Annotated in this window: 8 protein-coding genes; 4 read left to right on the forward strand and 4 right to left on the reverse strand. The window is 48.1% G+C overall.

The annotated features are described in order from the left end of the window. Window positions 1-228 (forward strand): hypothetical protein, encoded by a 228-nt coding sequence (locus tag GWR21_RS03070; RefSeq protein WP_162329735.1) that lies wholly within the window; start codon window positions 1-3, stop codon window positions 226-228. Next, window positions 159-527 (forward strand): DUF6250 domain-containing protein, encoded by a 369-nt coding sequence (locus GWR21_RS03075; protein ID WP_238430398.1) that lies wholly within the window; start codon window positions 159-161, stop codon window positions 525-527. Before GWR21_RS03070 ends, GWR21_RS03075 begins: the two co-directional genes overlap by 70 nt. A gap of 1 nt (window position 528) precedes the next feature. Here GWR21_RS03075 and GWR21_RS03080 read toward each other — a convergent pair whose 3' ends face one another. The 4 genes from GWR21_RS03080 to GWR21_RS03095 form a co-directional block, all read right to left on the reverse strand. After that, complete coding sequence (locus GWR21_RS03080) at window positions 529-810, reverse strand: hypothetical protein (protein ID WP_162330316.1); 282 nt, start codon at window positions 808-810, stop codon at window positions 529-531. A 77-nt stretch (window positions 811-887) separates the two neighbouring features. After that, window positions 888-1,964: an AI-2E family transporter gene (locus tag GWR21_RS03085; protein WP_162330317.1), complete on the reverse strand. Its 1,077-nt coding sequence runs from the start codon at window positions 1,962-1,964 to the stop codon at window positions 888-890. Between the two features lie 168 nt (window positions 1,965-2,132). Further along, window positions 2,133-3,317, reverse strand: coding sequence for an AhpC/TSA family protein (locus GWR21_RS03090; RefSeq protein WP_162330318.1), 1,185 nt, complete (start codon window positions 3,315-3,317; stop codon window positions 2,133-2,135). Window positions 3,318-3,414: 97 nt separating this feature from the next. Further along, window positions 3,415-4,041 (reverse strand): response regulator, encoded by a 627-nt coding sequence (locus tag GWR21_RS03095; protein WP_162330319.1) that lies wholly within the window; start codon window positions 4,039-4,041, stop codon window positions 3,415-3,417. A gap of 284 nt (window positions 4,042-4,325) precedes the next feature. Between GWR21_RS03095 and GWR21_RS03100 the strand changes: the two genes are divergently transcribed. Next, window positions 4,326-15,536, forward strand: a complete 11,211-nt coding sequence (locus GWR21_RS03100; protein ID WP_162330320.1) for an Ig-like domain-containing protein — start codon at window positions 4,326-4,328, stop codon at window positions 15,534-15,536. Window positions 15,537-15,585: 49 nt separating this feature from the next. Then, complete coding sequence (gene porV / locus GWR21_RS03105; protein ID WP_162330321.1) at window positions 15,586-16,716, forward strand: type IX secretion system outer membrane channel protein PorV; 1,131 nt, start codon at window positions 15,586-15,588, stop codon at window positions 16,714-16,716. Window positions 16,717-16,792: the final 76 nt, after the last annotated feature.

Below are 16,792 nucleotides of genomic sequence, written 5' to 3' on the forward strand. Positions count from 1 at the left end.
ATGAAAAGAGTGATGGGAATACTACTGCTGATCAGCGGTATGGTGACAGCAGTCACTGCACAGAAGGTAGGAAGCGCACTGGTACAGGACAATTTTTGTAAACCATTGAATACGTCCAGATGGATAGTGGAAATGGTGCCCACGCCACAGTCATCCGGATGGCCACTGATCTCCGCAATAGACACCTGTTTACGCGCAACGGCGTCTTTGAGTCGTATGACTCGTTAAGTCTCTATTATGTCGGCATGGGTGGCAATACGAACACGACTACCCGCTTCCGTAAGTATGAAGGCAATGGTCAAAAGATACTGTTGCAGGAATACCTGGACGCAGCACATCTGCTGACAGCCAATCAGACATATCATGTTGATATTGTTGTCAGAGATGGCGTGGTGACGTTTTCCGTTGATGATATTGTTTACTTTTCCTACAATGATCCTTCACCATTACAAAAGGGGTATTTCGGGTTCCGTTCTACCTGGTCGAGACAGGAGATCAGTAACTTTTCCGTGAAGCAGCTGCCCTGAACTATACGGCAAACCGCTTGAATGTTTCTTTTGTGATGATCCGGCAGTTTTCTGCTATCTGATCCAGTGTACAACTCATGATCTGGACGTTATATGGAAGGTTATCCCGCATCTCTATATACTCAATGCACAGGCCACACTGATCGGTAACATCACGATTACCTTTTAGCTGATGAAAGATTTTGTCGGCTACCGTCTTATCATCGCCAATAGAGAATTTACCAAAATTTTCATGTCCATCTGTAGTCTTCAGGTGTAACAAAATATAAAAGGTAGTTTCCATATGAACTTCATTTAGGTAACAAAACTGTTGACAAATTTACCTTTTTCAGCCCGGAAGGATCGCAGAGATATGTTAAATTACTTTTTATGAGATTGGATGAGATTGCCCGGGTTACTGTCTCCCAATAGTTTACCCCATGGCTTCAGGCCATCAATATGATCAAAAATGATTTTCAGGATGGCGACAAAAGGAATGGACAGGAACATCCCGCTGACGCCCCATAATGCACCACCCATGAGTACTACGACAATGGAAATGAGTGCATTGATCGATACTTTGGAGGCAACGACTTTCGGTACGATCAGGTGGTTATCAATGAATTGTATCAGTAAGTAAACACCAATAATCAGCAGGGGAGTCGTGAAGCTATCATTTGTCACGGTGGCGATCATGACAGGCAGTGCAATAGCTATCAGTCCGCCGATATACGGTATCAGGTTCAGGATCGCACCAATAGTACCCAGCAGGATCGCATATTTTACACCCAGTATCAACAGTGCAATGGAATTCAGCACAGCAATAATGGCCGTTTCAATGAGTAGTCCGGCGATATAGCTCTGAATAGCGCCTTTTGTAGATTGCAATACATCCTGCACATGTTCTTTGTGTGCACTCCCGAAACTCTCGTACACAAAATTCACCAGTTGCTCCTTATACAGCAGTAACAGAAACGTATATACCGGCAACAGGAGAAATACGCCCAATACGCCGAAAATAGAGCCAAGCGTATAGCCGATATACTGCTGACCATTATCTGTCAGTTTATGGATCATATCCGTCTGTTTCTGCATGGAAATACCCAATTTCTGGGCTGCCCAGTGCTGTACCTGTGACAGGAGCTCCTGTGAGCGGGATTTCAGTTCGGGAATCATTTCTCCAAACTGACTGATCTGGGAAGACAGAAAATACAAAAGACCCGCCAGTACAAGGGCAGCGATAAACATACTGATGGTAATTGCCCACGGTTTGGGAATCCTGAATCTTTCCAGTCTGTTACACAATGGATTAAGCAGAATAGCGATCAGTCCTGCGAAGGCAAAAGGCACCAGGATATCTTTCAGGAGATAGAGGATGTAGAAGGCGAGATAAAGGCCAATAAGTATCAGGGGCGCTTTAATAAAGAATGGGTACTGCTTGTTTGAAGTAGTTTGCATATGATATATTTTGGATCAGCTTGTATAGATCCCAATACCTTAATCATGCCAATTTAAATTAGGAATTAATGCTACTAATATACTGATATAAAGAAAAGAGCGCTCATGATTGAAATGATCATGAGCGCTCTTTTTAAAATGGGAGTCCGTTAGTAGACTGATTCCTGATTATTTAAGTATTTCCGCCAGCTTGGTTTCCAGCAGCTCGTAATTCTCGCCGCCATTACCAAACCTTGCTATGATCACTCCTTCCGGATTGATGAGGATCTGAGTAGGGACAGCATGTACGCCGTACATACTGTAGATATCGCCGGGTTGTGGTTTACCGTCTTCTTTGAACTTGACAGGGTCCAGCCCGCGCAGTACATGGTTCCAGATGCCGATGCCATCTTTGTCGATGGCTTTTTTCCAGTCTTCAGGTCGGCTGTCATTATCGGCTACACCGAGAATAGCCAGTCCTTTGTCTTTGTACTGTGCATAGATGTCTTTCAGATGGACGTTGTTCTTACGGCATGGCAGGCACCAGCTGCCCCAGAAATCCAGCAGGAGATATTTCCCTTTGAAATCCATTAAGGTCAGCGGTTTACCATTGACGTCCGGCTGACTGAATAATTGCGCGCGGCTGCCGGGGGCACCGTTCTGGAGTTTTTCCAGGAGATCGGAGAGTTCCTGTCCGTAGATGCTGGTTTGCAGAAAAGGCGCCATTTTCGAGATATACGATTTCAGATCGTCAGGCTTCATATAGCTGACAAAGAGCCGCATCTCAGCTGCCGTCACATAGGAGGCCGGATGTGAGCGGAAGAAGTCGTAAGTGGTTTCGCGGAACCTTTCCTCGAGTGGGAGCAGTCTGCTTCTGGCAACATCTGTTTTAGATTTCAATGCAGCCAGTTCGGCGTCAGATTTCCTGGCCTGAATAGCATTCAGGTACTGTTTGTTTGCCTCTTCGAGTGTGTGGGAAATGGGTGCCATTTCCTGGTTCACGCCGGCCCGGGCTTCCAGTAGTTCCATGTATTCGGTTTGCGATGCGGAGCCGGTTACGGTGGCTTCTTTGAACGTAGGCGATTTCACGTTGATGGTCTGTTTACCAGGATCAAGGTAGAAGTCATAGCCGTCGTCGCTGCCGCCGCTGATGGTGGCCATCACAGGTTCACTGAGCATACCTTTAAAAGAGAAGCTGCCATTGCTGATAGCGCAGCTGTCCTCCATATAAAAGCCGTTGCCATAGCGGATATGTACGTAACCGCTGTTTTTGCCTGTAATAGTGCCATCTAACTGGAATGGTCCCCGTTTTTCCTGTGCCATGGAATGAGTGGTTACAGCAATGCCTGTAACGATAACAAGTAGTCGTTTCATAGGGTTGTGGTCGGAATAATGATTAATGCTTCTTCAAAAGATTTCAGTTGTAATCAGGGTATCAATATAGTAACTTTTTTTAATAATATCTAGGGGATTATGAGTAGAGTTGAACTTTCTCCATCATTTCTATGACGTTGGAGACCTGGAGCTTTTCGAAGATCCTTTTCTTGTAGGTGCTGACAGTAGAGATCTGCAGACTGAGCTTGTCAGCGATTTCCGCTACACTGGAGCCTTTTATCAGCAGTTGCATGATATTGTTCTCACGACTCGACAAGCGCTGAATGGGGTTAGTCGCCGTTTTTTTATTGGTGAAATTATTCAGTAAGGTTTGTTTCAGGGTGGGACTGAGGTATTTTTCATCCCTGAGAAGGGTCTTGGCGGCATTTTTTATCTCTTCTATGCCGGTTTTTTTGGACAGGAAGCCATCAGCACCTGCCTCAAGGTACCTCCATCCGAAGATCTGCTCGTCATAGCTGGAGAATATCAGGATCTTAATATCCGGGTGCCTGAGCCGGATCACATCCAGCATCTGGTGATTGTTCCCCCCGGGCATGTCAATGTCCAGGATGACGAGGTCGAATTTTTTGGTAGAAAGGATCTTCAGGGTGTCCTCAAAACTACCCGCTTCACTCACCTGCACGTCATCAATTGATTTCTGCAGTATGAGTGTAGTGCCGTATCGGACTACCTCCTGATCATCTACAACAAGTATATTAGGCATAGTAAGTAATTGTGTAAAAGTACGTTACAACATTTAAATAAACAACGCATGTAATATACTGCGACAAAATCTTGTAGTAAAACTACTACATATTAATACAAGTTATTCTAAATAATTATATTAAACAAGTATATAAATTTGTAACATGTGAAAACCGTCTTTTGACACCAAACAATAAAATACCTATGAATGATCCGGGACACCCTGGCAATGTATCCCCGTTCAAATACACCTTCACCAATTATTTTCCGATGAAATTATTTCTACGTAAATGCTTGGGCTGCATGCTGTTGTGTTGCCTTTTCGTTCTTACATCCTTTGCTCAGACAGGCCCGGCCGGCGTGAATAACGGCGCTGTGCTATGGCTGGATGCAGGTGATGTACTGAACGGAGGTACTGCACCAGCTTATGGTAGTACGCTCACCACTTGGTTTGATAAATCGGGTAGTGGGAATAATGCTGTCAGCTTTGGCGCTAACTCCGTGACTTACAATAGCGGCGGTGCTAACGATCGTCCTGTTGTTCATTTTAACCGGACATCTGCCACTGCAGGTTCGGGTATGACTGTCAGCGGTCTGAATATAAGAGCCGGTACGCTCTCAGATGTGACCATTTTTGCAGTATACCGTCCAGGGACCAACGATGGCAATGCCCAGGCGGTCTGGGGAAATGACAACGGAGGAACAGCACAACGTTACTTTAACAGTAAAGCGGCTACGGGGACCACGAATGCGAGTCTGAATACAGGAGGAACGGCCGTCGTCATACCAGGTGGCGCCCAGTCCGGAGAGACAAGGCTGGTCACCGCCGTTTATAGTAGTAGTGGTGGAAATAATGCATCTGCAGTTTACCTGAACGGTAAGCTTATTGCTGCTTTTACGGACCAGACGGCCGGTGCCACTGGTCGTGGTGATTTCAGAATAGGATTGGATGGTGATAATAATTATTATAATGGTGATATCAGTGAACTGGTTGTTTACAACAGGAAACTGTCTGCCTGTGAAATAGAACAGATCAATATTTATCTTGCCAATAAGTACACGACCGACTTTACCGACATGGCGTCTAACTACACGCTCGGTATTCCGTATAACAATGATGTGAATGGCGTAGGTATCCGTACCTCTGCCTGTTCTGGTACTTATAATATGAGTGCCTCTTTCAGCGGCATCGTGTCGGTGACCAATCCTTCTCAGACCAATACCAATGTGGTACTGAGTTTTGGTAATGACCGTGCCGGCTACGGCCTTTCTTCCCAAACCCCTTCTTCTCATATTTCCCGCCTGCAACAGGTGTGGAGAGCTGACCTGAATGGTAACATCGGTACAGTGGATATCTGCTTCGAACTGACAGGACTGGGTATCGATGTATCCAACTCGGGAAACTTCGCCCTGCTGATCGACAAGGATGGTGACTTCAGTAATGCGACTGCCATTAGTACCGGCATCACCACCCTGGTGAACCGCGTATGTATTTCCGGCGTTAGCCTGACCAAGGGAGATTATTTTACCCTGGCTACAAAGGCGTCAACCAGTGTAGCCGCCGAAATTACGTCTACCAATCAGGGTACGCAGCAGAAATCCCTATTTACTACCGCTACGGTTGTTGATAATCAGATACTTGTAAAAGGGGCAGCCAGTGTAACCGATGGCCGTGTATATATAGATGCAGGATTTGTAAATGGTGACGTGATCAGCTGGGGCACGCTACCTGCTGGTATAACAGCTAATTATACTGCCAGTACAGGTGTAGCCGTGTTTACCGGATCTGCATCGGCCACTGCCTGGCAGGATTTCTACCGTACCATTAAATTCAATACGACCAGCGGTAACACCGGTAACAGGACGATCAAGTTCGTGCTGGGTAACGTCGTGAGTTATACGGTGGGTACTAAACCTCACTATTACGAATACATTACGACACCAATGAGCTGGACAGCGGCAAAAGCTGCTGCAGAAGCCAGGACGCTATATGGCTTACAGGGATATCTGGCCACAATTACCGCTCAGATTGAAAACGACTTTATTACGTCGAAGCTCTCCAGCGATGGATGGGTGGGTGGATCCTGTGATTACCAGTACGTAAATACCGCTTTGGGACGCACACAATTCAATGACCAGGCATCTGCTTATGGATATTATTACTGGGTGACCGGACCAGAAAAAGGTACGGCGATCTCCACAGGATTGGTAAATCCGGTGGCTGTGAATGGCGCCTATATGAAATGGAACGGTGCAGAACCCAACAACTATCAGAATACCGATGAGCGGTACATGCAGCTCTATTCTACCAATCAGGGTAGATGGAATGACCTGAGTAATTCTAACAATCTCGGATATGTGGTGGAATATGGTGGATATGCTTCTGATCCGGTATTGAATATTGATTACAGCAGGGTTATCGCGAATGCACCGCCCGCACCGAATATCGTTTCCATTACAGATGATACAGGCCTTAGCACAACAGACACTATTACCAATGATGCTACTTTAAAGCTCAATGGTACTGGTCAGGCATCTGCAACTATAAAGGTCTACAGAGCTGATCTGGGATCAACAATATTGGGCTCTACAACAGTAGATGCTTCAGGTAACTGGACATTTGACTATACAGCGACATCGCTTACAGATGGTACTTACTCCTTTACAGCAACTGCAACAACTGGTAGTAACACCAGCGCTGTAAGTCCTGTATTTAAAGTAACAGTCGATCTGACGGCACCTGCTAAGCCAGGCATGCCGGCACTGGCATCCGGACCGGGTAATGCAACCAATGACGTAACACCTGACCTAACAGGTTCGGCGGAACCTGGTTCTCAGGTAAAGGTGTATGATGGTGCTACACTGATCGGTACTATCTTCACAAATGCGGCTGGTGTATGGAGCCTGACGGCACCTACAATGACTGTTTCACTCCATAATATAACAGTAACCGCTACAGACGTTGCAGGTAATACGAGTGTCAGCAGTGATCCGTTCCCGCTGACAGTAGATGTCACTGCTCCGGCAAAGCCAGCGGCACCAACATTAGTGGGTGGTGTAGGGAATGTGACGAATGATAATACACCTGATATTAAAGGTACGGCTGAAGCTAACAGTACGGTGACCGTGTACAGCGGCAATACTATTGTAGGTACAACGAAGGCAGATGCCAGCGGAAACTATACCTTCACTTTCCCTGTATTAGCAGATGGTCCGTACGTCATCAGAGTAACAGCCACAGATGCCGCAGGTAACACCAGTACGAAGAGCAATGCACTCAACTTCTCTGTAGATACACAGGCACCTGCTGTACCAACTTTGATCACAGCAGCTACATTGACGACTAATAGAACCCCTACTGTAACAGGTAAAACGGATGCCAATACAGCAGTGACCATTTATAAAGATGGTACAGCTGTAGGTACTGTCACTTCAAATGGCAGCGGAGACTATACTTATACCTTTACACCGGCGTTGCCGGATGCAACTTATGTGATCACCGCAACGGCGGCGGACGCGGTAGGTAATGTGAGTGCGGCAAGCACGCCGTTGTCCATTACAGTGGATGCGACGGCACCTGCGCCACCTGTGATCACTACCAGCAAAGTGGTAACTAATAATAATACACCAACAATAACCGGTACAGCAGAAGCCAACAGTGTAGTGACCATTTACAGGGGAACAACAGCCGTAGGAACTGTAACAGCCACCGCTGGTGGTACATTCACTTACACTTTCGCTACACTCGCAGATGCAGTATACGCGGTATCTGCTACCGCCAGAGACGCAGCAGGTAACGTAAGCGGCTATAGTAATGTACTGAATATCACAATAGACACACAGGCGCCTCTGGCTCCTGTAGTAATTTCAAGGACAACACCGGCCAATGACAACACGCCTACACTGACAGGAACAGCAGAAGCAAATAGTACCGTGACTGTCTATGCAGATGGTGTCTATGCAGGAACGACTACTGCGAATGCATCTGGCGCGTTCACATTTACCTTCAATACTTCACTGGTGGATGGACTGCGTGCTGTCACCGCTACAGCTACAGATGCAGCGGGTAATACCGGTCCGCTGAGTGCCGCGCTGAATATCAATGTAGATACGCAGGCGCCAGGTGCACCGACCATCACAACGGCTAAGAATCCAACAAATGACAATACACCGGATGTAGCAGGTAAGGCAGAAGCCGGCAGCACTGTCACCATTATCGTAGATGGCACTGCTGTAGGTTCAACAAATGCAGATGGTGCGGGTAATTACACTTTTACAATACCAACACCATTAGCTGATGGCGCTCATACTATAAAAGCCACTGCGACAGATGGGGCAGGCAATACCGGCCCGGAAAGTAATACGCTTAATCTGACAATAGATACGCAGGCTCCGTCTGCACCAATCATCACTACAGCGAAGAACCCAACAGGGGATAATACACCAGATGTAACCGGTACTGCTGAAGCAAACAGCACGGTTACGATCATCGTAGATGGAGCAGCTGTAGGCACCACCACCGCCACTGCTGGTGGTACGTACACTTATACATTGCCCGCGCTGGCGGACGGTCTTCATACAGTGAAAGCCACTGCGTCCGATGCGGCAGGTAATAGCAGTGCAGAGAGCAATACGCTTAATCTCACAGTAGATACGCAGGCTCCGTCTGCACCAACGATCACTACAGCAAAGAATCCAACAAATGATAATACGCCGGATGTAACCGGTACTGCTGAAGCGAACAGCAGGGTTACGATCATCATAGATGGTGTAATTATTGGCACCACCACCGCGACAGCCGGTGGCACATATACTTATACACTGCCAGTGCAGACAAATGGTGCTCATACGGTGAAAGCCACTGCGACCGATGCGGCTGGTAACACCAGCGGAGAGAGCAATACCCTGCAACTGAAGATAGATACACAGGCGCCATCGACACCATCTGCACCTATCTATGCAGATGGTCGTCTGGGGGGATTGACCAATGATAACACGCCAGATATCAAAGGACAAACTGAACCAGGAAGCACAGTGACCATTTATGTAGATGGTATTTCTGTAGGCGCTACTACCGCGGATGGTAGTGGAGCGTATACTTACACGCTGCCTTTACAGATTGATGGGGATCATACAGTTGCCATCACAGCTACTGATGCTGCGGATAATACCAGTGGTATGAGCCCTGTGATGAATATTACGGTGGATACTGAGGCACCAGGTGGGCCAACTATCACTACGACGAAGAATCCAACAAATGACAATACGCCTGATGTAACGGGTACAGCCGAAGCTAACAGCACGGTCACTATTATAGTAGATGGTGTAGCAGTAGGTACAACCACTGCTACAGCGGGTGGTACTTACAGCTTTACACTACCGGTAGCGTTAGCAGATGGATCTCACACTGTAAACGCCACTGCTACCGATGCAGCAGGTAATATTAGTGTAGAAAGTAATACGCTGAATCTGATGGTTGATACGCAGGCACCAGGTGTAACGACGATCACTACCGCTAAGAACCCGACAAATGACAATACACCGGATGTAACGGGTACTGCTGAAGCTAACAGCACGGTCTCTATCATTGTTGATGGTACAGTCGTAGGCACCACTACCGCTACTGCTGGGGGTACTTATAGCTATACATTGCCGGTACAGGCAGATGGTGCTCACACGGTAAAAGCCACCGCCACCGATGCGGCAGGTAATACCAGTCCAGAGAGTAATACACTGACCCTTAGGATAGATACGCAGGCTCCGGTAGCACCGACCATCTCGACGTCTAAAAATCCAACAAATGATAGTACGCCGGATGTTACCGGTAATGCCGAAGCGAATAGCACCGTGACCATCATTGTTGATGGTGTGGCAATCGGTACGACTACTGCCAGTGCGTCTGGTAGTTATATCTTTACCCTGCCAATACAGGCAGATGGTGCTCACACGGTAAAAGCTACCGCGACTGATGCGGCAGGTAATACCAGTCCGGAGAGCAATACGCTGAACCTGACCATAGATACAAGTGCGCCATTAGCACCGACCCTTACCACCGCGAAGAATCCAACAAATGACAATACACCGGATGTAACGGGTTCTGCTGAAGCTAATAGCACTGTAACTATCATCGTAGATGGTACAGTTGTAGGCGCCACTACCACTACTGCTGGTGGTACGTACACCTTTACATTACCAGTGCTGGCGGATGGCTCTCATACGGTAAAAGCCACTGCTAGTGATGCGGCAGGTAATAACAGTGTTGAGAGCAATACGCTGAACCTTACAATTGATACTGGTGTTCCCGCTACACCAACGATTACTACGGCGAAGAATCCGACAAATGACAATACGCCGGATGTAACGGGTACTGCTGAAGCTAACAGCACCGTTACGATCATTGTAGATGGTGGAGCTGTAGGCACTACTACCGCTACCGCTGGTGGTACCTATACGTATACACTACCAGTGCTGGCAGATGGCCCTCATACGGTAAAAGCTACCGCCACCGATGCCGCAGATAATACAAGTGTAGAGAGCAATACCCTCACTCTTGTAATTGATACAGGTGTTCCAGGTGTACCAACTATTACCACGGCGAAGAATCCAACAAACGATAATACGCCGGAGGTAACAGGTGATGCAGAAGCTAACAGCATCGTTAACATCATAGTGAATGGTGTAGCAGTAGGTATAACCACTGCTGATGGTGCTGGTAAATACAACTACACATTGCCAGTACAGGCGGATGGGCCTCATACGGTAAAAGCCATAGCAACAGATGCTGCGGGTAATACCAGTGCAGAGAGCAATACGCTGAACCTGATAATTGATACCGGTGTTCCATCTGCTCCAACTGTCACTACGGCGAAGAACCCGACAAACGACAATACACCGGATGTAACGGGTGATGCAGAAGCCAACAGCACTGTTACTATCATTGTAGATGGTACAACGGTGGGTACAACCACTGCTGATGGTGCGGGTAAATACACTTATACACTACCAGTACAGGCAGATGGTCCTCATACGGTAAAAGCTACAGCAACGGATGCTGCTGGTAATACCAGTCCTGAGAGCAATACGCTGAACGTAACCATTGACACGGGTGTTCCAGCTACACCCACTATTAATACGGCGAAGAATCCAACCAATGATAACACGCCTGATGTAACGGGTACGGCGGAAGCTAACAGCACAGTTACGATCATCGTAGATGGTGTGGCTGTAGGCACAACCACCGCTACTGCGGGCGGTAGCTATACTTATACACTGCCAGTACAGGTAGACGGCCCTCATACAGTAAAAGCCACAGCAACGGATGCTGCGGGTAACACCAGTGCTGAGAGCAATACCCTGAACATGAACATTGACACGGGTGTTCCAACTGTGCCAACCATCACTACGGCGAAGAATCCAACTAACGACAATACACCAACCGTAACGGGTACTGCCGAAGCGAATAGCACCGTAATTATCTATAACGGCATTACTAAAGTGACCGACGTTACCGTTGATGCTACGGGTAACTATACATATACCTTTACCACCAGCCTCGCGGATGGTACATACCCGCTGACGGCTACGTCTACAGATGCAGCTGGCAATACCAGTGTGAAGAGTACGGTACTTACCCTGGAAATTGATACCAAGGCGCCAGCTGCACCAACCCTTACGACGGCGAAGAATCCAACAAATGATAATACCCCGGATGTAAATGGTACGGCGGAAGCTAACAGCACCGTTAAGATCATCGTCGATGGGGTAGCAGTAGGTACTACCACTGCCGATGTTGTGGGTAATTACACGTATACCCTGCCATTACAGACAGACGGTACACATATTGTAAAGGCGACAGCAACTGATGCTGCCGGTAATACCAGCGCGCCAAGTGATCCGCTGAACCTGTTTGTTAACACAGGTACACCAACTGTACCAACCCTTACGACGGCTGAAAATCCTACAAACGATCATACGCCGATCGTAACTGGTAACGCCGAAGCAAATAGTGATGTAACTATCTATGAGGGTACTGCTATTATCACCACGGTAAGGGCTGACGGTAGTGGTCACTATACCTATACCTTCACAAGTGCACTGGTAGATGGCACGCATCCGCTGACGGCTACTGCAACCAATACCGCCGGCACTACCAGTGGGGAGAGTGCAGTACTGAATCTGGTGATCGATACGCAGACGCCACCTGTACCAACGATACTGACGGCTAAAAATCCAACAAGCGATAATACACCAACGGTGACAGGTAGCGCAGAAGCGAATAGCAGTGTAACTATCTATGATGGTTCGACAATTGTGACAACGGTCATGGCTGATGCTAGTGGTGATTATACCTATACTTTCACGACAGCGCTTGCAGATGGTACCTATCCGTTAACAGCGACGTCTACTGACGCTGCTGGTAATACCAGTGCAAAAAGTGTGGTGCTGGATCTCGTGGTAGATACACAGGCGCCAGCTGTACCAACGATTACAACTGCGAAGAATCCTACCAGGGATAATACGCCAACAGTTACTGGTACAGCGGAGGCAAACAGCAAAGTGACGATTTATGAAGGAAACACGCCCATCACCACAGTTATTGCGGATGCTTCGGGTAACTATACTTATACCTTTACAGCGGTACTTACCGATGGTACACATCCACTGACGGCGACTGCAACTGATGGTGCCGGTAACACCAGCGCGAAGAGCAACGTCCTGAACCTAGTGGTCGATACCCAGGCGCCAACTGCCCCTGTTGTGACAGCAAGAACAACACCTGCAAACGATAATACGCCAACTGTGATCGGTACAGCGGAAGCAAACAGCACGGTGACGATCTACGCTGATGGTGCCGCTGTCGGTACCACGACTGCTGATGCTACCGGTAAATTTACCTATACGTTTACAACGGCATTGTCTGATGGTATGCACGCCATCGCAGCAACGGCCACTGATGCCGCAGGCAATATCAGTCCGGTAAGCGCAACCCTGAATATCAACATAGATACCAGGGCGCCAGCTGCACCAACCCTGACAACAGCAAAGAATCCGACGAATGATAATACGCCGACTGTTACCGGCAGAGCGGAGGCTAACAGCACAGTTACCATTTATACAGATGGAACTGCTATAGGGACGACTACCGCTGACGTAAATGGTCTTTATACCTATACATTCAATCCGGCGCTGACAGATGGTACACATGCTTTAACTGCACGTGCTACTGACGCCAGTGGTAACACCAGCGTATCCAGTGCGGCACTGAACCTGGTAGTAGATACCCAGGCGCCTGCTGCGCCGACAGTAACGACTGCTAAGAATCCCACGAATGACAATACGCCTACCATTACAGGTAAAGCAGAGCCCAACAGCACTGTAACGATCTATGATGGTAATAACGTAGTGGGTACGGTGCCTACTGACGCAAACGGTAGCTACTCCTATACATTTAACCCGGCATTGTCTGACGGTCCGCATAATATCACTACCACGGCCACTGACGCTGCAGGTAACACCAGCGACAAGAGTGCGCAGCTGCCGGTCGTAGTTGATACACATGCACCGGCTACACCGCCTTCACCAGTACTTGAAGATGGTCGCACAGGTGGCCTGATCAACGACAATACGCCTTCTATCAAAGGCACGGCAGAAGCTAACAGCACAGTCACCATTTACCTGAATGGCAAAGCAGTGGGTACTACCAAAGCAGATGCCGCAGGTAACTATACTTATACTTTTAGTCCGGCCCTGGCTGACGCTAGCTATGCTATTACAGTGACGGCAACAGATGCCGCAGGTAATACCAGTGCACAAAGCCCGGCCTTAAATATCACCATTGATTCAGCTGCGCCTGCAACGCCAGCTGCGCCTCAACTGATAGGTGGTAAAGATGGCATCATCAATGATGCCACGCCATCTATCAAAGGTGATGCGGAGCCTAACAGCACAGTGACCGTATACGTGGACGGTAAATCAGTCGGCACTACCAAAGCAGATGCTGCCGGTCACTACACCTATACCATCAATCCTGCGCTGGCTGATGGTAAACATGACATCACTGTTACCGCTACTGACGCAGCAGGTAATACCAGCGGTCAGAGCCCTGCATTGTCAATCGTGGTCGACACCCGGGCGCCGAATGCTCCGACGGTAACAACCGATAAACTGCTGACCAATGACAACACTCCAGTTGTAACGGGTAAGGCAGAACCTAACAGCACTGTCACCCTCTATGTAGATGGCAGATCTGTAGGTACTGTAACCGCGGATAACAAGGGCGACTACCATTATGAACTGACACCAGCGCTGACAGATGGTGGACATAGCATAACCGCGACAGCTACTGATGCGGCAGGTAATGTCAGTCTGGCAAGTGCTACATTATATATTACGGTGGATACTAAACCACCTGCTGCACCAACAGTAGTACTGGTAACTCCTGATACCAAAGGTGTGGTGAACACCACCAGACCAACTATTGGCGGGTCTGCAGAACCTAACAGTACTGTTACTATCTATGCTGACGGCAAACCGGTTGGAACCGGGGTCGCAGATGCAAGTGGTCGTTATACCTATACCTTCAATCCCGGTTTATCACAGGGTGATCATGTGATCACGGCAACGGCCACTGACGCAGCGGGTAATACCAGTGCGCCAAGCGTTCCGCTGCACTTCGGTATAGATGCTATTCCTCCGGCTGTACCTGATCCACCGACCTTACCTGGTATCAACATTCCTGGTTTGGTGAATATCACTGAGCCAACGATCACCGGTCATGGTGAGCCAGGTACCCTGATCACTATCTATACAGACGGCAAACCTGTTGGTAACACCGCTGTGAAAGCAAATGGAGAATGGGCATATACCTATAATCCTCCGCTGTCTGAAGGTCCTCATTACATCACTGTTACTGCTGTCGATGTATTGGGTAATGAAAGTGCTCATAGTTCGCAGGTAGTATTGACTGTTGATCTGACCAGACCAGAAATCTCTATGCTCACCCTGAGCGCAGAACCGTTATCGGGCCCAGTAACTTTCAGCTTGACGTTTACGGAAGATGTGATCGGATTTGAATCTTCTGACATTAATATAGTAGGAGGTAAGGTGACACAGTTCAAACAGTTATCTTCATCTTCCTACGCGGTCGTTATTGCTCCTGACGTGGAAGGTGTCATGTTGGTCAATGTACCGGCTGATGGTGCCACTGATCTGGCAGGCAATGGTAACAAGGTCTCCAGTACGATCGCACTTCGCGTGAAGTTTGGTTCCGGTATCGACCTGGTATATCCACAGCCGGCCACAGATATCCTGAACGTGCGTTTCAACGGCGTAGATGATGGCAATGCGACTTACAGTCTGACCAGCATGGCGGGACAGGTGTTGATGCAGCAGTCGGGCGCTATACACAATGGTATCCTGACCATTAACACACAGCGAGTGCCTTCCGGCACCTATGTACTGTTCATCAGAACAAAGGAGAAGACGCTCAATACTACTATTGTAATCGCTAGATAAACACTGAGAGCCCCGGCAGTCAATGCCGGGGCTATACAAAAAGAATGAGATGATACGTATCTGTTTCCGCTCTGCGACATTAGCTTTATTGGTAGCTGCCTGTTTGCCAGCTGCTTCCTATGCACAGGAGAAAACGCTGAATGTTGCGACATCTGCAGCTCCTTTCCTGCGCATATCTCCTGACGCCCGTGCCGGCGGCATGGGTGATATGGGGATCGCTACACAGGCAGATGCTAATTCACCCTTTTACAATCTGTCGAAGGTAGCATTCGCAGAGGCACCCAACAGTCTCGCTGTTTCCTATGTGCCATGGCTGAGAGAGGTGAGTAATAAGATCTATCTGGCAACGATCAGCGGGTATCATAAACTGGATGACAACCAGGCAGTAAGCGGTGCACTGCGTTACTTTAACCTGGGTAATATTCAGTTTGCTGATGCGGCAGGTAATGCGCTGGGTAGTTCCAGTCCGCGGGAGTTTTCGCTGGAAGGTGGATATGCCCGTAAACTGGGAGAGCATTTAAGTCTGGCGCTGACGGCCCGTTATATCTATTCGAAACTGGCCAGCGGCAATGCCAATAATTCCGGGATCAACTACAAGGCCGGCAATGCCTTCGGTGTAGATCTCTCTATGACTTATAATCTGGTGGATGAAGACGGCAAGGGCCTGACAGCTGGTGCTACGATCACCAACCTGGGATCACGTGTCAATTACAGTAACAGCAGTACAGCCAGGGAATACCTGCCTTCTAATTTCGGAGCAGGTGTGGCTTACAGACTACCGATGGAAGAGGGACATAAATTCACGTTCGGCCTGGAAATCAATAAACTACTGACCCCTGTCGTACCAACTGATTCAGCAGGCATCTCGTCTTATTACAGCTATAGTGTTGTGAAAAGCTGGTTCAAATCTTTCAGTAGTGCAAATGGGGGCTTTAAGTCATTCCAGGTGTCACTGGGAGGTGAATACAGTTTCGATGACCAGTTCTTTGTCAGAGCAGGTTACTTCTGGGAAGACAAGACCCATGGTGACCGGAAGTATGTAACGACCGGGCTGGGTTACAAATATGGTTCCGCCATGATCAACGTTGCCTATATAGTGCCATCAGGCAGCGGGTTTAACCGCAGTCCATTGGCCAATACGCTGCGTTTTGGCGCAACCATCGATCTGCCCTGGGAATAAATCAGTATCCAATCTACCCTGTATATACCTACACCTATGTAAGGTCCGCCAACTGGCGGACCTTTTGTTTATTATT

Source organism: Chitinophaga agri, from assembly GCF_010093065.1.
Lineage (GTDB): Bacteria > Bacteroidota > Bacteroidia > Chitinophagales > Chitinophagaceae > Chitinophaga > Chitinophaga agri.

Coding starts and splice junctions, on each gene's coding strand:
- GWR21_RS03070 (WP_162329735.1), top strand. CDS start 1: ATGAAAAGAGTGATGGGAATACTACTGCTGATCAGCGGTATGGTGACA.
- GWR21_RS03075 (WP_238430398.1), top strand. CDS start 159: ATGGCCACTGATCTCCGCAATAGACACCTGTTTACGCGCAACGGCGTC.
- GWR21_RS03080 (WP_162330316.1), bottom strand. CDS start 810: ATGGAAACTACCTTTTATATTTTGTTACACCTGAAGACTACAGATGGA.
- GWR21_RS03085 (WP_162330317.1), bottom strand. CDS start 1,964: ATGCAAACTACTTCAAACAAGCAGTACCCATTCTTTATTAAAGCGCCC.
- GWR21_RS03090 (WP_162330318.1), bottom strand. CDS start 3,317: ATGAAACGACTACTTGTTATCGTTACAGGCATTGCTGTAACCACTCAT.
- GWR21_RS03095 (WP_162330319.1), bottom strand. CDS start 4,041: ATGCCTAATATACTTGTTGTAGATGATCAGGAGGTAGTCCGATACGGC.
- GWR21_RS03100 (WP_162330320.1), top strand. CDS start 4,326: ATGCTGTTGTGTTGCCTTTTCGTTCTTACATCCTTTGCTCAGACAGGC.
- porV (WP_162330321.1), top strand. CDS start 15,586: ATGATACGTATCTGTTTCCGCTCTGCGACATTAGCTTTATTGGTAGCT.